The sequence below is a fragment of the Candidatus Riesia pediculischaeffi genome (genome assembly GCF_002073895.1).
GTDB classification, from domain to species: domain Bacteria; phylum Pseudomonadota; class Gammaproteobacteria; order Enterobacterales; family Enterobacteriaceae; genus Riesia; species Riesia pediculischaeffi.
Genome location: NZ_CP012839.1, coordinates 459546 through 483512 on the forward strand (window position 1 = coordinate 459546; position 23967 = coordinate 483512).

Below are 23967 nucleotides of genomic sequence, written 5' to 3' on the forward strand. Positions count from 1 at the left end.
TATGATCTTTCCAGAAACAATGCTTTTATCTTGAAATATGATTGTTTAAAAACATGGAAAATTATGGTTTGATACACTCAAAAATCCAATCGTAAAACCAAAAATCTTGTTCGATTGCGTCCTTTTTATATCTTTGATATCTCTTTAAAATCTTCAGATAGTTTTTTAATTTATTCCTACGTATCCCTTGATAATCTTATAATTTTCTCTATTCAGATATCCGTCACATGAAGAGCTTTCATTGTTAGCATTAAATATGAAAGTTATGAAGAATTCTCTATGAGATCTTCAGAAAGGTATATCTAAGATAAAATTCATACTTAAGGTCGAATTTAGAGAACTTAATTTAAAACTACGGAACATATAATATTCTCTCCTAAACAAAATAAATGTAAAAACCAGGATTGTAATTCACCGTGATCAAAATCAAAACATTTTCTAAAACAATCAAATTATGTGTAAAGTATTTAAAATTCTTCTAATCAATTTTTTTCTTAAATAATCCGGAGAAACGGAAAAAAATTTGAAAAATATGTTAAAGAGGTAGGAATAAAACGATGAATTGTATATTTCTGACAACATATTGGTCATTTGGACGACTCTAATGCGATCCATCTTTCTTTTTTCTCGATATTTTTGTAGAATCATGTAGCTTCCGAAATCTTCACTTTTTTTCATCGATTTCGAAATAATTTGAGATAGTTCGTATATATCTCTTACAATTAAGTTGAATCCTTGCCCAGCGATAGGGTGCACGGTTTGTGCAGCGTTTCCAATTAATATGAGCCTATGATTTACCACACTATCGGGTGTTGAAACATATATTGGAAAACTCGATCTTCGACTTAAATTCTGAATTTTTCCAAAAATATTATTAAAGAACGGTAACTCCTCCTCCACTTTTCGGACGAAACTTTCTTTACTTAACCTATCAATGTTATTTTTTATATCTTTATCGTAGAACCAGATTAGAGTACCATGATTTGTACCGTTTGGTAGGACGGCTAAGGATCCATTTTTTGTGAATCTCTCAATAGAAACTCCACAAAAAGGTTTTTCAGTATTGAATTTCATAAAAGTAGCAAATTGTCTGCATTTTTCAGACCATTGAATTCCATATCTCCCGTTGTCTGTATTAATTTTACAAGATGAAATTAATAATTTTGCTCGAAGAATCTTTCCGCTCTTCAATCGCGCTGAAATATAATTCTTATGATATTTTATGTGATTTACTTGATCTGGATGATGTATCCTGGTTGATTTATTTGAAATCAATTGAACTTTTTTAAATAGATATCTTTTAACTTTCGATAACAACGTCGTACATCCGAAGAATGGACAAGATAGATATTCTTCGGAAGAAATCTTAAGAAGATTTTTGCATCCATGTTTAGAAATATAAATACTCTTTACAGGATAGATATGATTACGAATATCGGATAGTGCTTTGATTTTTTTAAATTTCTGTAACGTACTTTTATTGAGAAAAATCGTTCTTTCTTGAAGAATAGAATGATTTTTCTTCGTACCGCCGTTTTCAATTAAATCAATTTCTAGATCTTTTCTACAAAAATATCTTAAGAATAAAGTTAAAGAGATTCCTGTTAAACCTCCACCAACGATAATTATTGTCATATTTTTAAAGTTATCTCTAAAAAAAATATTTTTGCATCACGCTGTAACGTTCTTCAATAGTTTAAAAAAAGTGGCTTACGATCATGAGATAAAATCAATACGATGAATCCTTATCAAACATATCAAAATGTAATAGATGGTTATATTCAAAAATTATGTGAAGTGAAATTAGGATTTTACCTATTGAGAGGAATGATGAAAAATGTATTTTAAAAACAGATTCTCTGAAAGATCAGTCCTTAGTTCGTTCTACAATATTAAAACGATTTAGCAATTTTTAAAAAAAATGAACGATGAAATTGATGTAGTAGAATTTGAAACGAAAAATTTTTTGAAAAGTGATTCATTTAATCTGTTCATTCGATCGATTTAAAAAAAAAGATAGATACTTTAAAATCTTATTTTGAAATTCTACCTTATTGAAATGAATATTAAGCGCATTAATTTCCAAATTCAGAAGTCGTTCAGCTCTTATATTCATCATAGATAAATCTTTCTATTCCTCGATGCGTTGCAAGGAGGACGATATCGGCGGGTCTGTTTGCAAACAATCCAACTGTTATCACTCCAGCAATGGAATTAATTTTATCTTCCAACAGTGTTGGATTGAATATCTTCAAATGGTATACATCTACAATAATATTCCCATTATCTGTGACGACATGTTTTCTATGTCTCGGAATTCCTCCTAACTTTTTTAATTCCCTGATCACATAAGATTTTGCCATTGGAATAACTTCTACCGGAAGAGATGATTTACCAAGTATAGAAACCTTTTTAGATTCATCAGCGATAGCAATGAATTTTTTTGCCATTCCTGCTATCACTTTTTCCCTTGTAAGGGCTGCTCCCCCTCCTTTTATCATCATTAAATTTTTGTTAAACTCATCTACGCCATCCACATATATATCAACATAGTCTACATCGTTACTATCGATTATGGAGATCCCGATCTTTCTTAATTTGTTTGTGGAAGATATTGAGCTAGATACTGCTCCACGAATGATATTTTTTTTATATTTTAGACCATCTATGAAGTAAGATACAGTAGATCCTGTTCCAACCCCAATTATCATACCTTCTTTAACATATTCTAAAGCAGCCATCCCTGCCATTTTTTTAAAATCGTTCCAGGTCATATTTTTTCCAAAAATTTATCGCATCTGATTAATTGTAAAAATCTTTGTACTAAATGATTAAATTATCAGCTATTTATTCTCATAATATGATCGATAAATCCATCGATTTTATTAGGACGAACACTGTTATATCATAAGAATATTATCCTTTTCATATTTTCTGTTAATTTTTAAAAATTTTAAATAGATTTCAAAATTGCTAACATGTTAAATAAATTGTTATCTTTAGAATCTGCTAAAATAACTCATTTTAAATGGTTCCTTTGTTTTCTATGTGAAATCAAGATAAAAACCTTTTTGAAAGTACAATACCATCATTTTTAAATGATGATCATGGAGTTGATCGGCTTGTAAAGAAACTAACATTTTTTATTTTCATATTCTTTATATATCATCGATTTTTTGTTCGGTAAGTCTGTGATGCTTCCTTCGAACATTTTTGAAGCCATTCCTATAGATTCATATAAAGTTGGATGCGCATGAATAGTCAAAGCGATATCTTCTGCACTACATCCCATCTCTATAGCTAATCCAATTTCTCCTATAAGTTCTCCACCATTTACTCCAACGATAGATCCTCCCAAGATTCTTTTAGTTTTTTTATCAAAGATGATTTTCGTCATACCATTTGTATGATTTGAAGAAATCGCTTTTCCCAACGCACCCCATGGTACTGTGGATGTCTCAAAAACTATATTTTGTCTTTTTGCTTCTTCCTCAGTTAATCCTAACCAAGCTATTTCGGGATCGGTATAAGCGATAGATGGTATAATATATGGATCGAAATAATGGTTCATACCGTAGATAACCTCTGCTGCGATATGACCTTCATGCATGCCTTTATGTGCTAACATAGGTGATCCAGCTACATCTCCTACAGCATATATATGTGATATATTCGTTTTCATTTGAGAATTTGTTTTAATGAATCCTTTTTCATCTATCGAAATACCAATTTTATCAAGATTGATTGAATCAGAGTTTGGAGTACGACCGATTGCTAACAGCAATTTATCATATTTCTTTGTTATATCTTGATTCACTCTATCCTTCATAATTACTGATATTTCCTTTTGATTATATAAAATTTTTGTAACCCTCGTGTTGAGCATAATATTAAATTTTTTGCTCACGTCTTTCATATAGAATTGAGATACTTCATCTTCCACCATTGGTAACAATCGTTCTTCAACTTCTACTATATCTATCTTTGATCCTAAAGTATGATATATAGTTCCAATTTCTAATCCGATTATACCTCCTCCTATCACCAAAATAGATTTCGGTATTTCTCGTATCTCTAATGCTTGATCAGAACTCCATATCTTTTTATTACCATCAGAATCCATATCTAGAATATCCACAGTTCTAGGTAATTTAGTTGGATGAGATCCAGTTGCAATAATGGCGTTTTCGAAAGAAATCTCATAATCTTCTTCCTCATTTTCTACCATGATGGAATTAGAACTGATAAACTTCCCATTTCCTTGAATAAATTTAATTTTTCTATCACATATCATCTTATAGAGATTATTTGCAATTCTTGAAACTACCTTTTCTTTTAACTCTCTGATCTTTTGAACACAGATCTTATTTTCCATACATAAGATACCTGAATTAAACAACCAATTTGATTCTTGAATAATCTTAGAGATATTTAAAAGAGTTTTTGATGGAATACAACCAACGTTCAAACAAACTCCTCCAACTTTACTGAAACGTTCTACTAAAATTGTTTGTAATCCTAAATCGGCACAACGGAATGCGGAAGAATATCCAGCAGGTCCTGATCCTAGAACCACTACTTGAGTTTTAAATTTTGATTGCATATAATCTCCCATTTGTGTTTGATCAAACATGATTATGTATGAACAGATTTCAACTCATCCAATTTATCTTGAAAATCTTTGATTTTGTCCCTAGAAAGATATCTATAAATTAAAGTAAATAAGGAAATGATCTCTCTACATCAACAAATTTCTGAGATCTTGTATAAGAAACGAGATTCTTTCTATAAATTTTACTCCTTCTGCTCCATTAATGATTCTATGATCAAAAGATAGTGAAACCGGCATCGTTAATTTTGCTAAGAATTTTGAACCATCCCAAATAGGTTTCATGAAAGATCTTGAAAGTCCAAGAATAGCTACCTCTGGAGAATTAACAATCGGGGTAAAACCATTTGTAGGACCTAATCCTCCAAGATTTGATATTGTGAATCCACCTTTTTGCATATCTTTGGGAAATAATCTTCCTGATCTAGCTTGTTCAGACATATCTCCTATAACTTTAGATATTTCAAAAATATCCATTCGGTCTACATTTTTAATAACAGGAACTAAAAGACCGAAATCTGTATTAACTGCAATCCCTATATTGATATCTTTTTTTAAAATAATTTCTCCAAGGTTATTCGATATTTCACTGTTGAAAATAGGAAATTCTTTCATGATCTTGGAAACCGCTTTTAGGAAGAATGGTAGCATTGTAATTTTAGATGATTTATCTTCTTCTTTTATCTTTCTTCTATACAGCTTCCTAAAAGAGTTCAACTCTTCGACATCCACCTCTCCGAAAATTGTTACATGAGGAACTTTTTTCCATGTTTCGACCAAATTCTTACAAGAATTTTTTTGAATATGGTTCATTTTTAAGATTTTGAATTCTTCTATCTTTTTCTCAATAACAAGACTTTCAGACATATTACTTTCTGAAGAACTCTTGTTGTTGTCATTATTATAAAAAGATAAATTGAACCTATTAACCGCTTCTTTAACATATTGAAAAACATCTTCTGGAAGAATGCGACATTTCTTTCCAGATCCTTTTATGTTTTTCAGATCCACATTGAATTTTCTAGATAACCTCCTGACTAATGGCGTTGCATGTAAAAATTGATTTTTTTCAATATCATTTTTTTCGTCACCAATAGTAGATTGTTTAGTATATTCAGGATGATCATCTCTTACTTTTAGGGGTTGATGATATTGATAAATTTTATCGTTTGATAGGGTCGATTCCTCTTCTTTTTTAACATGACTTTTAAGAACCATTATCAACATATCTTTTTTAAGAATATCTCCCTTAGATATCTTGATTTCTTTAACTACTCCAGAATCAGGAGAAGGCAATTCCATCGATACTTTCTCACCTTCTATCATTATTAAAGGTTGCTCTAGGCTAACTTTTTCTCCAACTTGAACCAGAATATCAGTGACTTCCGCTTCATCTACTCCAATTTCTGGCATCCGAATATCAACGAACACTTATATCACCTCAATGTTCATACTAAACGTGGGTTAATTTTTTCAGGATTAATGTTATATTTTTTAATAGCTTCATATACCGTAACTTTATCTATCTTTTTCTGATCGGATAACTCATTGAGAGCAGCTAATACAATATAGTTCGTACTAATCTCGAAGTAATCTCGAAGGTTTTCTCTGCTGTCGGAACGTCCAAAACCGTCCGTACCTAAGACCTTGTAACTTTTTGATGGAATATATGGACGAATTTGATCAGCGAACGTTTTCATATAATCAGTCGCTGCAACAGCAGGATCACTGTTCATTACGGTGGTAACATATGGAATCTTCTTTTTTTTCAATGGATGCAACATATTCCATCTTTCACAATCTTGCCCATCTCTACATAATTCTGTAAAAGAAGTTACGCTATATACAGTAGATGAAATTTCATATTCATTAGAAAGAATTAATGCAGCTTTTCTCACATGTCGAAGAACAGATCCTGATCCCAATAACTGTACAGCTCCATTTCTTCCTTCCAAATGATCTATCTTGTAAATTCCTCTTCGAATACCTTCCTCCACTCCATCTGGCATAGGAGGCATCTCATAATTTTCATTCAACACGGTCATATAGTAGTATATATTTTCCTGTTGATCTCCATACATTCTATTTATTCCATCCTGTAAGATAACGGCAACTTCATATGTATAAGATGGATCATAAGAAATACAATTTGGAACAGTTAACGATTGAATATGACTGTGACCATCCTCATGTTGTAGTCCCTCTCCGTTCAATGTAGTCCTCCCAGAAGTTCCTCCGATCAAGAAACCTCTAGCTTGCTGATCACCTGCTGCCCATAATAAATCACCAACTCTCTGAAAACCGAACATAGAGTAATATATGTAGAAAGCGATCATTGGAAAATCGTTATTACTATAAGAGGTAGATGCAGAAATCCAAGAAGCACAAGCGCCAAGCTCACTAATTCCTTCTTGTAAGATAATTCCTTTTTCATCCTCTCTGTAATATATCAAACTATTTTTATCTTGTGGAATATATTTTTGACCAAACGCGTTATATATTCCGATTTGACGAAACAATCCTTCCATTCCAAAAGTTCTTCCTTCATCAGCAATGATCAACGACAATCTGTTCTTGATAGAATCACATTTTAACATAATGTTAAATGCTCTTATAAACGCCATTGTAGTAGACATTCTACCCTGTTTTTTTAGAAGACTGTTAAAAATATTTAAGGATGGTACATCTATTTTCCGTGTAAATCTTGCAATCCTTTTTGGGATATATCCTCCCAACTTTTTTCTACAAGAATGAATGTAACGGTGCTCTTCTGAACCTTCTTTTAGCGAAACAATTGGGAAGTTCAATATTTCCCGATCTGAAACTGGTATATTAAATCTATCTCTGAAACGTTTCATATCTTGCAAGCTAATATCCTTAATTTGATGAGCAATATTCCTTCCTTCCGCAACTTCTCCCATTCCGTGTCCTTTTATCGTCTGTATCAAAATGACGCTAGGTTTTCCAAAACTTTTTTGGGCAAGTTGAAAAGCAGAATATATTTTTTTAGGATCGTGACCACCGAGATTTAATGAATAAGATCGAATTTGTTCATCTGTCATATTTTGTACTAATTTCTCTGTTTCTAAATATCGATTGAAAAAATTCTTTCGTATATATTCTCCATCTTTAGACCTAAGATTTTGATAATCTCCATCATTGGTTTGGTTAATAAGACAAATTAGTTTTCCAGAGATATCCTTTTTAAAAAGGTTGTCCCATTTGCTTCCCCAAATAACTTTAATCACATTCCAACCAGCTCCAATAAACAGTCGACTAAGTTCATTAATGATTTTACCGTTACCCCAAACTGGACCATCTAATCTTTGCAAATTACAATTGATTACAAAGATTAAATTATCCAAATTTTCTCTAGAAGCGATTGTGATAGCTCCTTTCGATTCTGGTTCATCCATTTCGCCATCCCCTAAAAATGCATATACCTTTTGTTCTGAAGTATCTTTTAATCCTCTTTTATACAAATATTTTAAAAATTTGGCTTGATAAATAGAACTAATAGCTCCAAGACCCATCGAGACCGTTGGAAATTGCCAAAATTCTGGCAAAAGTCTAGGATGTGGATAAGAAGGTAATCCAAAGTCGCTTTCAATCTCTTGTCTAAAATAGTTGATTTGTTTTTCAGTTATACGACCTTCTAAGAAAGCTCTAGAATAAATTCCTGGAGAGATATGGCCTTGAAAATAGATCAAATCTCCTTCTTGCTTTAGAAAACTGTTTCTCGCTCGAAAAAAATGATTAAAACATACTTCATATATTGTTGCACATGATTGAAAAGATGATATATGACCTCCAAGATTGAGATTTTTTTGAGACGCTTTTAGAACCATCATAATTGCGTTCCAACGTATTATGTTACATATTCTTTCTTCAAGGTTTAGCTCACCTGGGTAAATCGGTTCTCTATCAGAAGGAATGGTATTAATATAATCTTGTTCCATTATTTCTGAAAAGAAAGATCCCGAACTTTGTTGAACATAGTTCGACAATTTTTGTATGATATACCGACAACGATCTGCACCTTCGTTATGAAAAACCCATTCGATCGACTGTAACCATTCAACAATTTCTGTTTGGTCCATATCTTGATTTGATTCATTCCTCATAAGTTGTTTCCTTCTTATTTTTTATAGATCTTATTTTTAAATTGCTTATAATTCAATAATTGATAACTTTTTTTTCGATATAAATATACCTAAATTTTTACTGTTCTTATATTTAGATCACTGAACATTCAAACATTCTAAAAGGTAAAAGTATCAGATTATAAGGATATTCATATGAATCGAATATTGTTCTTATAATCTCGTAGAACCTGGTATTATACTTTATTACGCATATTTATGAAGTTTCTCCGATCTTCATGAATTCTAAACGATAATTATTTGATCTGACGAATATATATAATTTTTAAAATCTAGTATTCTAATAATCTACATTTTAAATCTTTATCGTTTTGAACATTGTATCTTTTAAAGTAGGTTTTTCTTGTAGCAAGATTTAAGATCTATATAAGATTCTAGAAAAGATGAAGATGGTATATGAAAGAAAAAGAATTGTATCGATCTTACTATTCCATTCGTAAAATAGATATTAAACGATTTACTGTTGTAGGATCGTTGAATAACCTAATAGTTATAAGATAATTATTCATATATGAATCTCTATTATATTTCTTTTTTTTTCACAGGATGACAATTCCTTAAACTTCGTTGATTTAACAAAAATATAAATCACTTATTTTTAACATCATTAGACCAATGAATAAAAATTTTTGTCGTTCTGTAAAATGGTATCTGATAAATTTAAAAAAAAATTACAAGGTAAGAAATATTACTTTATCTTCAAAAAAATTTAAAGTTAAATGGAAATCAATTAAAATCCTGCATATTTTAAAGTTCATCACTGTTTTAGTGTAATATATTGAATTTGAACTATTAGATTTCAAAGATGATCATATTATAAAATCAATTGAAAGTTGTTATTCATCACGAACTTATTACGTGATTAACGATCAAATTGATTTTTATTTCTTAATTTTACTCGTAAGTCTCTCATAATTTTATTAAAAAACTAGAGTTAAAGATATTTCAAATGTATAATTTGAAAGCGTTATTTTTTATAAGATAAGGTAAATTTTGCTCATGTTAAGAATCAAAAAAATAAAAGGATTGACGTTTGATGATGTTCTGTTAGTTCCAGCATATTCGACAATCGTTTCAGATTCTATTGATTTATCAACCCATCTCACTAAAGAAATTCAACTTAATATTCCGATTATCTCTGCATCTATGGATACCCTTGCAGAATCAGAGTTGTCTATTGAATTAGCTCAATCTGGAGGAATCGGTTTTATTCACAAGAATATGACCATTCAAAATCAATCAGAAGAAGTCAAGAAGGTTAAAAATTATCAGGTTGAAACTACAGATAATTGGTATTTTCAATCTAATTCAACTATTTTACAAATTTTTAAAACAGCGGAATCAAAACACACGATGCAATATAGAATTGAAGAAAAAAAATTCGTGTCCTTTAGTATCGTAAGAAATATAGATTTTCCGAAGAATATCAATCATCCAAGCTGCAAAATATTTTCTAAATATAAAATAAGCATCGTTGAAGAGCAAGAAAAGTATGTGGATGTGTTTCATAAAATGATTAGCGATCGTTCCAAATATGCTTTAATAATCAATAATTGTAAGGATATAATGGGAATGTTCTCGATAGAAGTATCTTCAAAGGATGAAAAAAACTTTCGTGCTTGTAAAGATAAGAGAGGGAGATTAAGAGTTGGAGCAGCAATTAGTGCTAACGAAAATGATGATAGAATTAAAGAGTTGATTGAATCTGAAGTAGATGTAATATTGATAGATTCCTCTCATGGACATTCTGATATTGTATTGAGAAAAATATTTGAGACTAAAAAAAAATATCCAAATTTGCCAATTATTGGAGGAAATGTTGCTACCTCAAAAGGAGCGTTAGATTTGGTACAAGCAGGTGCTGATGCGGTTAAAGTAGGAATAGGACCAGGATCAATATGTACTACAAGAATAGTAACTGGAGTCGGAATACCTCAAATTACTGCTATCTCTGAATCTTCAGAAGCTTTATCTAAAACTGAAATTCCGATAATTGCAGATGGGGGAATTAGATTTTCCGGAGATGTTGGAAAAGCGATAGCTGCTGGAGCTAAATGTGTCATGTTAGGATCTGTTTTGGCAGGTACGAAGGAGTCTATTGGAAAATTAGTGATATATAAAGATGGATTTTACAGACAGTACCGTGGAATGGGTTCAAAAAAATCTATGGTACATGGTTCTTATGATCGATATTTTCAATTAAATACAAAAGAAACAGGACAATTTGTTCCAGAAGGAGTAGAAAGAAAGATTCTATATAAAGGATTCTTGAAAGACGTTGTTCATAAAATCATAGGTGGACTTCGTTCTTGTATGAGATTAACCGGTTGCAACAATATTAATCAACTTCGTCTCAATACAGAGTTTATAACGATCAGTCAATCTGGAATAAAAGAAAATCATGCGCATGGAACGGATATGTTAGGGGATTCTTTATCTTATCGAAACCAGTTAGAGATATTTAAATTGAAATAATTAAATTACGTGATACATAAAAAATGTTGCGAAAAAATACCATATTAATTATCGATTTCGGTTCTCAATATAGTATGTTGATTGCAAGAAGAATTCGAGAAATGGGAGTATATTGCAGAATCTGTGTTTTAGACGATTCAAAAAAGAATATCTCTAGAGATCTACCACAAGGTATAATACTCTCTGGAAGTCCAGATAGTGTAGTTAAGAAAGATTATCAAGGTTCGTATAATTTTATATTTGAATCTGGAGTTCCTATATTGGGAATCTGTTACGGAATGCACGTTATATCTCTTCATTTCCATGGCAAATCAATTACGTCGAATCGTAAAGAATTTGGTCGAGCAGAACTATTGATACATCGACAATGCTCGTTAACTCAAGGTATTTATGATTATCTAGATGATCTAGGAAATTCGATACTGCAAGTTTGGATGAGTCATTCGGATATCATTGCAGATATTCCAAAAGATTTTCAAAATTTTGCTAGTACAAAAAACTGTCGTTATGCGATCATTGGAAACGAGAAGAGAAGACTTTATGGGGTACAGTTTCATCCAGAAGTAACTCATACCAACCAAGGTAGAAGGATTCTTAGTCAATTTGTGATAAACATCTGTAAATGTAAGAGTACTTGGAAATTAGACCGATCAATTTCTCACATAGTTCAAAGAATACGAAATCGAGTAAAAAACGATCAAGTGATTCTAGCTTTTTCTGGAGGAATAGATTCTCTTGTAACTGCAATTTTAATTCATCAAGCCATTGGTAAAAATTTATTTTGTGTATTTGTTGATACAGGATTGCTTCGTCATAATGAATTAAATAGAGTTTCAAAATATTCTTCTAAATTTGACTTCAATCTCATAGTAGTATCGGCAAAAAATCGTTTTTTTATTGCTCTTCGAGGTATTCATTCTCCCGAAAAGAAAAGGATGATTGTTGGTAAATTGTTTACAGAAATATTTAATGAACAAGCAAGAATAAGAAAAAATGTACGATGGTTTGCACAAGGTACTATCTGTCCAGATATAATCGAATCTCAATCGCAGAATAAAAAGAATATTAAATCTCATCATAATGTTGGTGGATTGATAGGATTAAGCAGATCACTAAAATTGCTCGAGCCGATAAAAAACCTGTTTAAGGATGAGGTTCAAGAAATAGCAAAGAAATTTGGACTCTCTAATCGTATTATATATGGTCACCCGTTTCCGGGTCCAGGCATGTCTATAAGAATTTTAGGCGAAGTTAAAGAAAGATACTGTGAGATAGTTCGAAAAGTCGATTATATATTCACCGAAGAACTTTTAGAAAGTAAATTATACGATAAAGTTAGTCAAGCTTTCGCTGTGTTTATACCTGTAAAATCCGTAGGAATCATGGGAGATAATAGAAGATATGAATGGATCGTATCTTTAAGAGCTGTGAAAACCGACGATTTTATGACTGCTGATTGGGTCTATTTACCTCGCAAATTACTAGAAAAAGTTTCAAATAGAATAATTAACGAAGTAGAGTCGATTTCGAGGGTAGTGTACGATATCAGCAGCAAACCACCGTCTACAATCGAATGGGAATAAAAGGATAGATGACGACTGAGAAGATGACATTTTATATTTAATATGATCAAATAGTTTTAAAACATATTTCATATGGGAAATAGGCACATTTCAATCCATGAACTATAAACTTCATGAAAACGTTCAAAGTTATCTGTTCGATAAAAAATTTTTGCTTAACTACCCAACACTATTTGAAGAATGATAAATGCATTATATTTAGTTTTTATATTGAAATATGAGAACGACAAGAAATTTCGATGTAATTATTGTTGGAGGGGGACACGCTGGATCAGAGGCAGCTTTCGCTTCCTCTAAATTCGGCTGCAGAGTTTTATTGATTACTCATAATGTGCAAAAGATCGGAGAACTTTCTTGTAACCCTTCAATTGGAGGCATTGGAAAAGGACAGCTTGTCAAAGAAATTGATGCGTTAGATGGAATGATGGCCATTGCTGCAGATGAATCTGGAATACATTTTAAAACGTTGAATTCAAGAAAAGGTTCGGCTGTACAATCTACGAGAGTTCAAGTCGATAGAAAATTGTACAAGAAATCTATCGTTAACCAAATAAGAGAACAGAAAAATATATTTATCTTAGAACAATCTGTTAAGAAATTACTTCTTGAAGGAAATCAAGTTTCAGGAATCATTACTGAAGAAGATGTCTGTTTTCTTTCTAAATCAGTTGTATTGACTACTGGAACATTCTTAAATGGAAAAATTCACATAGGTTCAGAGAATTTTTCAGGAGGAAGACTCAGAGATAAATCTTCTATCATGTTAGCAGAACAACTTAGACGACTTCCATTTAGAACGAGAAGACTAAAAACTGGTACACCTCCAAGGATAGATATAAAAACTGTTGATTTTTCTAAACTAGAAAAACAGTCGGGAGATGACCCTATTTCTTATTTCTCTTTTCTAAGAAAACGAAAGGAACATCTCAAACAAATTTCATGCTATATTACTCACACAAACAGTAATACTCATCAGATAATTTTGGAAAATTTACATAAGAGTCCAATTTATTCAGGGAAAATTCAAGGTATAGGACCAAGGTATTGTCCATCCATCGAAGATAAGGTTGTTAAATTCACTCATCAGCCATCTCATCATATTTTCCTTGAACAAGAAGGTTTCAGGAGTAGAAAAATCTATCCAAATGGGATTTCTACAAGTTTACCAATCGAAATACAAGAAAAATTTGTACGTTCTATATGTGGTTTAGAAAAAGCAAAAATTATTGATCCAGGATACGCTGTAGAGTATGACTGTTTCGATCCAAACGATCTGAAACAAACTTTAGAAAGCAAGGTTATCGATGGATTATTCTTAGCCGGACAAATCAATGGAACAACTGGTTATGAAGAAGCAGCATCACAAGGTTTATTAGCCGGATTAAATGCTGCGCTGTGTGTTAAGAAAAGATATCAATGGTATCCAAGAAGAGATCAAGCATATATTGGAGTCATGATAGATGATCTTTGCACTATAGGAACAGAAGAACCGTATCGAATGTTTACAGCAAGATCAGAATATAGACTCTCTCTTAGAGAAGATAATGCTGATTTACGTTTAACAGAGTTAGGATATGCTTTAGGAGTTGTTAGAAAGGAAAGGTTCAAATGTTTACAAAGAAAAGTTGAACTTATTAGAAGAGAATCATTTAGATTCCGTAATACATTTTTAAAAAAAGATTCTAAAAAGATTGAGTTGATAAGTGGAATGTTATGTTCTCATCTTAAAAAAGATACAAGTATAGAGGATCTCCTGAAGAGACCAGAGATTACATGTGAAAAGTTAGTTCAATGCGGAATTTTATCTACAGATGGAAAAATGCATATCCAAAAAATACTGGAAAATCAAATTAAATATCGTGGATATATTAAGAAACAGATGTTGGAAATCAAAAAAAGAAACTTTTTTGATGGTATCAAAATACCTATTACAATTAAATATCAAAAAATACCAGGATTATCGAATGAAGTGTTATATAAGTTAAATAAACATAAACCTAACTCTATTGGTCAAGCTTCTAGGATATCTGGAGTTACTCCGTCAGCCATATCCATATTGCTGATTTGGATGAAAAAACAAGGTTTAATATGATCTTAATAATATTCATATATCATCGAAGATGGATGGATATTTTGATCACTTTTTAAAAAAGAATAATAAATTTTGAAGGATTTCTTTAACAGGGGAGTATTACACGAAAAAAAAGAGGATGTAATTTTTTTTAAATTTCCGTACATTTGAAGTTATTACGATTTAATTGAAGTTTTCACAAAAGATAAAAATTTTAATTTAAATTGATAAGTTTTGCATATTACTCATTTCAGAAAAAATTTTAATCGCTAACAGATATGAAATCAAATGTTCTATGGTAGAGAATTTTGAAAATTCAGCGGTGTGTTTATGATCATTTTTTGTATATCTTTCAAAATACATGATGTGATATAAACATAAAATATCACATATCTTTGAATGTATCCAACAACATTAAAAATTTGTGCGTAATCGGTATTTGTATGATGTTATTCTTAAAAAAGAGGACAAGATTGCGACTGATAATAAATATGTCAGGAGTATAAAGATGCTCTTAATTTTAACGTTAAAAGGACAGAAATAAACGAAAATATGTAACTGAATTTGGAAGATACCATCCAAAAATGGATACATTTAAAGTGTACCATGACGGTAAAACTTAATAAGAAAGTTGATCTTATAAAAGTCACGTTTCGATAAACGAGCTTTATTACAAAGAATTTGAAGTAGTGAAAATATATCTCATATTTTTCCTTTTTTTATTTTCTTTATATACACATAATTGTAAAAACTTTACTTAAAAGTAAAGAATGAGATCCGATAATAAGTTAATGAACTTTCATATATTCAGGAAGATAATAGTATCATGAAATCATCCAATCGAAATATTGTTATATTAGCAGCTGGAAAAAGCGTACGTATGTGTTCGAAAGTACCAAAAGTTCTTCATAGCATTGGCGGGAAGATGATTCTACAGCATGTAGTGGATACTGCTCTTTCTGTAAAGAAGATATCGGATATTTATTTAGTATGTCATGAAGAAAATAGATTTCTGAAAAAAATATTTTTTAATAAAAAAATAAAGTTGATTTTTCAAAAACATCAATTAGGAACAGGATATGCTCTTCGTAAAGTAATGCACTATTTCGATGATGGATCGGACATTATCGTATTGTATGGAGATGTTCCTTTGATTTCTAAGGAAACGATAGAAAGACTCATCCTTTCCAAGGATGGCAGTGTAATTAGTCTGTTAACTGCTTTTGTAAAAGATCCAAATGGTTACGGAAGAATTTTGCGAAAGAACGGCGAAGTTGTAAAGATAATTGAAGATATTGAAATATGTCAAGACGAATGGAAAATAAAAGAAGTATATTCTGGAATATTCATTGCTAACACTTATTTTTTAAAAAAATGGGTTCATTTGATTAACAACGAAAATATTCAAAAAGAATATCGATTGACCGATATCGTAGCTTTAGCCAGCGAAGAGAGATGTAAAATTAGCACGATCTATCCAATGGAATCAATCGAAATACATGGAATTAACAATTTGTTTCAGTTGATGAATTTAGAAAAACACTACCAAGAACGTCAAGCTAAAAAACTTTTACTATCTGGATTGATGATCTCTGATATATCTAGATTTGATCTACGAGGAAAAATAAAGTATGGAAAAGATGTATACATAGACAACGACGTTATGATAGTTGGTAAAGTTATCTTAGGAAACGATGTTTATATAGGATCAGGTTGCATATTAAAAGACTGTACAATATCGGAAAATTCAATCATCCATCCGTACACTATTATAGAAAATTCAATTGTTTCAAAAGATTGTACGGTCGGACCATTTACATACCTTAGGAATAACAGTGTATTGAAGGAACGATCAGAAGTTGGAAATTTCGTAGAAATTAAAAATACGATCTTTGGCTCACATTCGAAAGCTAAACATTTAAGTTATCTAGGGGATTCAACAGTCGGATCTCATGTCAACATAGGCGCTGGAGTGATCACTTGTAACTACGATGGAGCGAACAAATTTCAAACACATATAGAAGATAATGTATTTATAGGTTCAGATAGTCAACTGGTCGCCCCTATAACAATTCAAAAAAATGCGACAATTGGAGCTGGGACAACGTTGACACGTGACGTAAAAGAGAATGATCTCGTGATCAGCAGAATAAGACAAAAACATATAAAGAATTGGAAAGGAACTTTGAAGAAGTAAAGATCTACAGTAAATTACAAATCTTAAATAAACATCTGGAGTAACGGTTAATGTGCGGAATCATAGGAGCGATATCTCGACGTAATATCGTAAAAATATTAATTGATGGGCTCTATAGATTAGAGTACCGAGGTTACGATTCAGTAGGTTTAGCTGTAATCGATGAAAAATCAGAGTTTATACGAGTTCGTGAAGTAGGAAAAACCAAGATTCTAGATGAAAAAATAAGAAATCTCTCTATATTTGGTAAGATAGGAATCGCTCATACTAGATGGGCGACTCATGGAAGATTAAATAAGAGAAACGCTCATCCACATATATCTAATAATATCTCGGTAGTTCATAATGGAATCGTAGAAAATTATCGGGAATTGAAGGAGTGGCTGAAAGGTAAACAGTACAAGTTCTTTTCCGAAACCGATAGCGAGGTGATAGCTCATCTGTTACATTGGGAAACCCAAAAAAACAGAGATTTAATTGTTGCTGTTCGAAAAGTTGTTCTTACATTACGAGGCAACTACAGCATAATAGTAATGGATAAAAGATATCCAGAGAAACTAATATCGGCTAGAACTTTAAGTCCTTTGATCATAGGTCTCGGAACCGAAGAAAATTTTCTTGCATCTGATCAAGTCGCGTTAACCCCGATTGCTAGCAGATTTCTGTTTTTAGAAGAAAATGAAATTGCAGAAATCTCTAGCAACTCTGTAAAAATCCTAGATTTCGAGGGAAACGTAGTTGATAAGAGAGAAGTTAGCTGTCTAACTCATCAAGATATACCGAATATAGGATCATATCGGTGTTATATGGAAAAGGAGATATACGAACAACCCTCCGTTATAGAAAATCTGATAAAAGATCGGTTCGATAAAAAGAAAAACATATTTTTCTCAGAACTTAAGGGTGGTGAGATAAATGAGATACTCTCTAAAGTGGAACATATTCAAATAGTTGCTTGTGGAACTTCTTACAATGCAGGAATGGTTGGAAAGTATTGGTTTGAATCTTTTACGGATATTTCTTGCAATGTAGAATTTGCATCAGAATATTGTTATCGAGATCATGTACTCATCAAGAACAGCCTCTTAATCACGATTTCTCAGTCTGGAGAAACGGCCGATACGATATCTGCGTTGAATATATCAAGAAAATTAAATTACATTTCCAATCTAGCGATTTGTAACGTTTCTAACTCTCATTTAGTGAGAGAATCAAGATTTTCAATCATGACAAAGGCTGGAATAGAGATCAGTGTGGCCTCTAGTAAATCTTTTATTTCTCAGTTAACCACTTTGTTGCTATTGATAGCTTATATCAGAAGAATCAGAAACGGTAAAGATGACGATTTTCAAGAAGCTATACTTTTATCTTTAAAAAAGCTATCCTTTCAAGTTGAAGAATTGCTCCTGACTTACAGAACTAGAATGGAGCTTCTCATTTCTAACTTACGTGACGAACAAAATGTTCTTATACTCGGAAGAGGTGATCAATTTCCAATCGCTATGGAAGGAGCTTTAAAGTTGAAGGAAATTACTTACATTCATGCGGAAGCTAGCGCTGCAGGAGAATTAAAACACGGTCCTTTAGCTTTAGTTGATGAAAAAATTCCGATTGTTATGATTGTTCCTCATAACAGAACTCTCAACAAACTTCTGTCAAATATAGAAGAAATAAGGTCTAGAAGAGGAATGTTGTACATCCTGACCGATAGTAGGATATCTATTCAAGAGGATACGAGGACTAAAATAATTTCTTTTTTTAACATAGAGGAAATCGTATCTCCTATATTTTATGCCATCCCATTTCAGCTGTTAGCTTATGATATCGCTCTATCCAAAAAAATCGATATAGATAGACCGAGAAATTTAGCCAAATCTGTTACCGTAGAGTAAAATGACAGATTAAAAATCTGTCACTATTGCACTGTAAAAGCATTTTTCTGAAGATGTCGTATTTTTTTTATTTTCAAAAAACAATGATCTTTCAAACCCGTTATTTTCTCTATCCTTAACGATTTCTGTATTTCCCAATCACTCACTGGGTACTTTATATTCCATAAAATCATTTCTTCAAGATGTTTTTTGGGCATCTTTAAACGATATTTTTTGACCATATAAAGGACAACTCTAGCGATTTGTCCTTTTACTTCATCTCTCGGCTCGAATATTCTTCTTTGAAAATCTATTTTACTTTTGCACGTTCCGTAAGTATATGGAACATAAGATCTAACTTTTGAATATTGAAAGTTTTTCCGATCGTTATTGATCTCTCCTATCACTGGAGCAATATTATATAGATCTGATTCCATCCTTTGAAATTCTTTATCTTTTAATGTACAATACTTTCTCCCTCCTTGTTTCCAACAAGGACGATATTTTCCAAATCTTGAAACGGGAACGATATGTTCCCATTCTATGTGCTTGGCCCTATCCATATTTTTTCTTACCTGATAACCACATTTGTTAAGGTCAACTTCTCCAGAAGATCCGTTTTTTTTCCAAACCCAATTACATCCACAGTATAAGGTTCCTTGTTTTCCTTGAGATTGATCAAAAAAGATGTACTGTTTTGCAATTTTTTTTGTCTGTTCAAAGTTGAAATTACATGTGGTAGATCTGATCGTTCCGCTAAAGAATTGGATAGAAAAGAAAATAAGAAATACTCTTTTTAAAAATGAATTGAATAACATTTGTCCTGTTGTGAAGAATAATTTTATAATGATGGTGCGACAGTTAGATCTTTATCCAAAGATACTCTTATAATTGATCGAAAGTATGAAATCTATAGTACCATTTATATTAAGCAATGATTTATCGTTGTACGGTGAACGAACAAATTCGTGAAGACAGTCGCACGTTCCATAACGATCTTGATGATCTCGAAATACTTTTAATATTTAAATACGATAAGGTAGCTATAAGATTGAAAGATATTCTTAAAGACATCACATAAGAATCGTTTCATAACGAACAGTCTGTTTTTTATGAACGGGGAACCATATCATGGATCCAGATATTGCAAGATTACATGTTCATATTCTTACTCACATGTTCATACCATGTTGATACGTATCTGAAAATATGAACATCAACTATTAAAATCTTCACATATTTAAAAATTTTGAAATTGTGAGATGATTACGTCTTTAAAAGATGAGAAGATGTATCCATCTTAATGCAGTAGAGCATAGTCTAGCATTAGAGAACTAGCAAGGTTTCGTTTGAAAAAGGATTGATGTTGGAAATATATGAAATATAACTCCATGAGAAGGAAGATCAATATCTGATGAAAGGATACTGATATCGATCATCAACACTAAAATTTTAGATCTTGCAATGTGCTGTTCATCGGATTATTTTTTTTGAAGTAAACAATGGTTTTCGTTAAAGATCGATGCTATCAATCTAATCCGCATGAATCATATGAAGGTATTTTTTTTGGGAAAACGTTAGGATTTATCGAAGTGCTTTAAAAAAAATTAAATTATTACTGTCGGATTTAGTATATTCGTAAGAATCGTTCTATCTTCAAAGATTTCAATGTGTTTGATCAACTTCTGACGGAAAACTACGAATTATACGTAACTCTTTTGATAGAGATTTCATTATTCTCTATTTTTATCTATAATTTATTAACCTATAATCAAAGCGGTTCAATCACATCACAATATGATAAGATATTTAAAGAAAATAAGATTATCTTATTTCGAAGGTGTTGCTCTCCATTATTTTAATAAGATATCTCATCTTCCCTGGGCGATGATCTTATATTCTGGTCGATACCATGGTTCAAGAGATCATCTCGATATCGTCGTAGCAGATCCTAAGGTAACAATAGAAACGATCGGTCGAGTTACCAAAGTTACTAATCGTACGAAAAAAAGTTTTTTTACTTCAGATCCGTTCAATATCTTAAAAAATGAAATGAGCGACATTGAACCGCTCCATTCCTGTAAGTTTGATGGTATTCCATTTCAAGGAGGAGCTGTTGGGATATGGAGCTATGATCTTTTCCGTAGCATTGAAAACTTTCCTATGAACAGGAAAAGATCATTAAACTTTCCAGATATGGCTATCGGAATATATTTTTGGGCATTGATAGTGGATCATAAACAAAAACATGTTTTTTTGATCAGTTACGATGATCCGAAAGATCGGTTAGATTGGATAGAGAAACAGAAAAATCATAGTCGAGAAAAGAATTTTTCCATAGTTGAAAAATGGAGCAGCAACCTTTCTAAAACACAATACTGTCGCAAGGTGGAGAGAATCAAAGACTATTTAATCTCTGGAGATTGTTATCAAGTAAATTTATCTCAAAGATTTCGAGCGAGATACGTTGGAGATGAGTGGAAAGCTTTTCTAAATTTGATACAAGTGAATCAGTCTCCACTTTCTGCTTTTATACGATTAAGGAGGAACTGTGTTATCAGTTTATCTCCGGAGCGATTCTTACGAGTCGATAGGAACAGAGCTATTGAGACCCGACCGATAAAAGGAACTGAGAAAAGGTCAGACAACTATCTAGAAGATCAAAAAAACATTAATCGGTTAAAAATGTCTGAAAAAGATCGGTCAGAAAATGTCATGATAGTAGATCTCTTACGAAATGATCTTGGCAAGGTATCTATCCCTGGAACTATCAAAGTAAGAGAGCTTTTTTCGGTCGAATCCTTCCCGTTGGTACATCATTTGGTGAGTACTATTACGGGAAAACTATCTCCTAAATACCAGTTGACGGATCTTTTGAAGGCTTGCTTCCCAGGAGGTTCCATAACTGGTGTACCTAAAATTAGATCTATGGAGATAATCGATGAATTAGAACCGAATTATAGATATGGATATTGTGGATCCATAGGATATATTAGTTTCTGTCGAAAGATGGATACTAACATCAACATCAGATCGTGTTTAACAGAGGATAGAAATATGTATTGTTGGTCTGGGTCTGGAATAATCTTGGATAGCTTTCCAGAGAAAGAATACTTAGAAACTTTGTATAAATTCGGTAAGATGTTGAAATCCTTCAGGAAAGATTTTGTTATACAATGAAGATATCTCTTAATATTGTTAGTAACATCTCTTAAAGAAATCTATTTTCTATATTTGACAAGGAATTCTATATCTAGAAGATAATTTAATCTAGAGTCTTTACAACGCTAAAATGAACACTCTATAGAATCATAAATCAAGAATTTGTAAAAAACTTCTGATTGCTTTAATGGATTGGTACTCTTCTTTTAACATGGAGGATATAAAGAAGTTTTTCTTATCGTGCAATCATTCGGGGATGTATGAGTTTCAATAGTACTTACTAATGTAGATTCTGTTCCATCGGAAAGAACGTATTTTACTTCAAAATATACAATGTTTTGTGAGTACTCATAGGATGAATTGTTTAACATGTGGATCTTATAAGATCATCATAAAAATATGGAAGTGATGATTGTTAATGTATTTAAAATATCAAAAGGAGGGTAGTACATTGGGCGTAGCAATTATAGTTAGCACTCATGGAAGTTCAGCAGAACAACTCGTTAATACGGTAGAAATGTTGATAGGTAAGAAGGAGAATGTGTCTTATATTAATTTTAATTCCAACGAAAATCTAGAGGTTTTGACGAAAAAATTCGAGTTGGAGATCAAGAATCTGGATAGTTCTGATGGATTGTTATTCTTAGTAGATATATGGGGTGGTAGTCCGTTTAACGCAGCAAATAGGATAGTTAAAAATCACCTACGTAAAGAGATCTCTGTTATTACAGGAGTAAATGTACCGATGATCATTTCCGTATTTTTGTCACTTGAAGAAAGGGATGTGAATTTCAACAAGTTGGTTCAAGATGCTTTTGAATCCGGTAAGGATGAGATAAAACTTTTGAGCAGAAAAGAAGGAGAGATATTTCAGAAAATCGAAGAAAAAGTCTCGAATGATCGAGCATCTCGTGGTTCGATCGAAGATGACGAATCTGAACATATGAAAATAGTTTTAGCAAGAATCGATGATAGATTGATACACGGACAGGTAGCTACGAGATGGACAAAAGATACTAAAGTTAATCGAATCATTGTTATCAATGATGAAATCTACCAAGATAAGGTCCGCTCTACCTTATTAAAGCAAGTTTCTCCTCCTGGAGTTAGCGCACATGTTGTTAACGTAGATAGATTTGTCCGCGTTTATTTTAATCCGAAATATCATCAAGATAGAGTGATGTTGTTGTTTACTAATCCAGGAGATGTGCTGAGAATCGTTGAAAGTGGTGTAAAAATAGATTCTGTAAACATAGGTGGTATGGCTTATAAGGAAGGAAAGAAACAGATTTGCGATTCGGTTTCCATCGATGAAGACGATGTAAGATCTTTTATGGAATTACATAAGAAGGGAATAGAGCTAGAAATCAGAAAAGTAACTAACGATAAAAGAATTGAAATCGTAAATTTAATAAGAAATAGGTTTAAATAGTTTTTATGAGTTTCAATGTTCAACTGTCGACGATATCGATTGTCGTTTAATGATTTGGTGAAGAAAGTGGAATTTAGTTTAACTCAAATTTTTTTAATCTTTGTCGTATCTTGCTTTATAGGAATGGATTCTATCCTAGATGAATTTCAACTTCATCGTCCTATTGTTGCATGCACATTGATAGGTCTTATATTAGGTAATATCAGTACAGGAATCGTTATTGGAGGTACATTGGAGATGATCTCTCTAGGATGGATGAACGTAGGAGCTTCCATCGCTCCAGATACCGCTTTAGCTTCGATAATATCGAGCATTCTGGTGATTGTAGGTAAGCAAGATATCGGAACTGGAATAGCGGTATCGATACCAATAGCTGCCGCTGGACAAGCTCTTACCGTTCTTAT

The 23967-nt window shown here is 31.9% G+C and carries 14 protein-coding genes; 8 read left to right on the top strand and 6 right to left on the bottom strand.

What is annotated here, in order from left to right; all coding sequences use genetic code 11:
* Nucleotides 1-447: 447 nt before the first annotated feature.
* The 5 genes from AOQ87_RS02155 to aceE all read right to left on the bottom strand — a co-directional run bounded on the left by AOQ87_RS02155 (nucleotide 448) and on the right by aceE (nucleotide 8733).
* On the bottom strand, nucleotides 448-1635 hold the full coding sequence (locus AOQ87_RS02155; RefSeq protein ID WP_080626635.1) for an FAD-dependent monooxygenase: 1188 nt from the start codon (nucleotides 1633-1635) through the stop codon (nucleotides 448-450).
* A gap of 464 nt (nucleotides 1636-2099) precedes the next feature.
* A complete protein-coding gene (gene rpiA / locus AOQ87_RS02160) occupies nucleotides 2100-2774 on the bottom strand; it encodes a ribose-5-phosphate isomerase RpiA (protein ID WP_039719761.1) in 675 nt (224 codons plus the stop codon).
* A gap of 359 nt (nucleotides 2775-3133) precedes the next feature.
* Nucleotides 3134-4603: a dihydrolipoyl dehydrogenase gene (lpdA, locus tag AOQ87_RS02165; protein ID WP_080626706.1), complete on the bottom strand. Its 1470-nt coding sequence runs from the start codon at nucleotides 4601-4603 to the stop codon at nucleotides 3134-3136.
* 135 nt (nucleotides 4604-4738) lie between these two features.
* Nucleotides 4739-6040: a 2-oxo acid dehydrogenase subunit E2 gene (locus AOQ87_RS02170; protein ID WP_185751042.1), complete on the bottom strand. Its 1302-nt coding sequence runs from the start codon at nucleotides 6038-6040 to the stop codon at nucleotides 4739-4741.
* Nucleotides 6041-6057: 17 nt separating this feature from the next.
* On the bottom strand, nucleotides 6058-8733 hold the full coding sequence (gene aceE / locus AOQ87_RS02175; RefSeq protein WP_080626637.1) for a pyruvate dehydrogenase (acetyl-transferring), homodimeric type: 2676 nt from the start codon (nucleotides 8731-8733) through the stop codon (nucleotides 6058-6060).
* A 1038-nt stretch (nucleotides 8734-9771) separates the two neighbouring features.
* Here aceE and guaB point away from each other — a divergent pair.
* The 5 genes from guaB to glmS all read left to right on the top strand — a co-directional run bounded on the left by guaB (nucleotide 9772) and on the right by glmS (nucleotide 18990).
* Complete coding sequence (gene guaB / locus AOQ87_RS02180) at nucleotides 9772-11247, top strand: IMP dehydrogenase (RefSeq protein WP_080626638.1); 1476 nt, start codon at nucleotides 9772-9774, stop codon at nucleotides 11245-11247.
* Nucleotides 11248-11270: 23 nt separating this feature from the next.
* Nucleotides 11271-12830 carry a glutamine-hydrolyzing GMP synthase gene (gene guaA / locus AOQ87_RS02185; protein WP_080626639.1) on the top strand — a complete coding sequence of 520 codons (1560 nt, stop codon included), beginning with the start codon at nucleotides 11271-11273 and terminating at the stop codon, nucleotides 12828-12830.
* A 217-nt stretch (nucleotides 12831-13047) separates the two neighbouring features.
* Nucleotides 13048-14922, top strand: a complete 1875-nt coding sequence (mnmG, locus tag AOQ87_RS02190) for a tRNA uridine-5-carboxymethylaminomethyl(34) synthesis enzyme MnmG (RefSeq protein WP_080626640.1) — start codon at nucleotides 13048-13050, stop codon at nucleotides 14920-14922.
* 805 nt (nucleotides 14923-15727) lie between these two features.
* The gene (gene glmU / locus AOQ87_RS02195; RefSeq protein ID WP_080626641.1) at nucleotides 15728-17098 is read left to right on the top strand and encodes a bifunctional UDP-N-acetylglucosamine diphosphorylase/glucosamine-1-phosphate N-acetyltransferase GlmU; all 1371 of its coding nucleotides are present in this window, start codon (nucleotides 15728-15730) and stop codon (nucleotides 17096-17098) included.
* A gap of 50 nt (nucleotides 17099-17148) precedes the next feature.
* Complete coding sequence (gene glmS / locus AOQ87_RS02200) at nucleotides 17149-18990, top strand: glutamine--fructose-6-phosphate transaminase (isomerizing) (protein ID WP_080626642.1); 1842 nt, start codon at nucleotides 17149-17151, stop codon at nucleotides 18988-18990.
* 23 nt (nucleotides 18991-19013) lie between these two features.
* On the opposite strand, the gene AOQ87_RS02205 is transcribed toward glmS, so the two are convergent.
* Nucleotides 19014-19787: an endonuclease gene (locus AOQ87_RS02205; protein WP_052471854.1), complete on the bottom strand. Its 774-nt coding sequence runs from the start codon at nucleotides 19785-19787 to the stop codon at nucleotides 19014-19016.
* 979 nt (nucleotides 19788-20766) lie between these two features.
* On the opposite strand from AOQ87_RS02205, the gene pabB reads away from it, so the two are divergent.
* The 3 genes from pabB to AOQ87_RS02690 all read left to right on the top strand — a co-directional run.
* The gene (gene pabB / locus AOQ87_RS02210) at nucleotides 20767-22149 is read left to right on the top strand and encodes an aminodeoxychorismate synthase component I (protein WP_080626643.1); all 1383 of its coding nucleotides are present in this window, start codon (nucleotides 20767-20769) and stop codon (nucleotides 22147-22149) included.
* A 433-nt stretch (nucleotides 22150-22582) separates the two neighbouring features.
* Nucleotides 22583-23563, top strand: a complete 981-nt coding sequence (gene manX, locus AOQ87_RS02215) for a PTS mannose transporter subunit IIAB (RefSeq protein WP_039719859.1) — start codon at nucleotides 22583-22585, stop codon at nucleotides 23561-23563.
* Between the two features lie 66 nt (nucleotides 23564-23629).
* Nucleotides 23630-23967 (top strand): PTS sugar transporter subunit IIC (locus tag AOQ87_RS02690; RefSeq protein WP_236858651.1); only part of this gene is annotated, 338 nt, incomplete at its 3' end.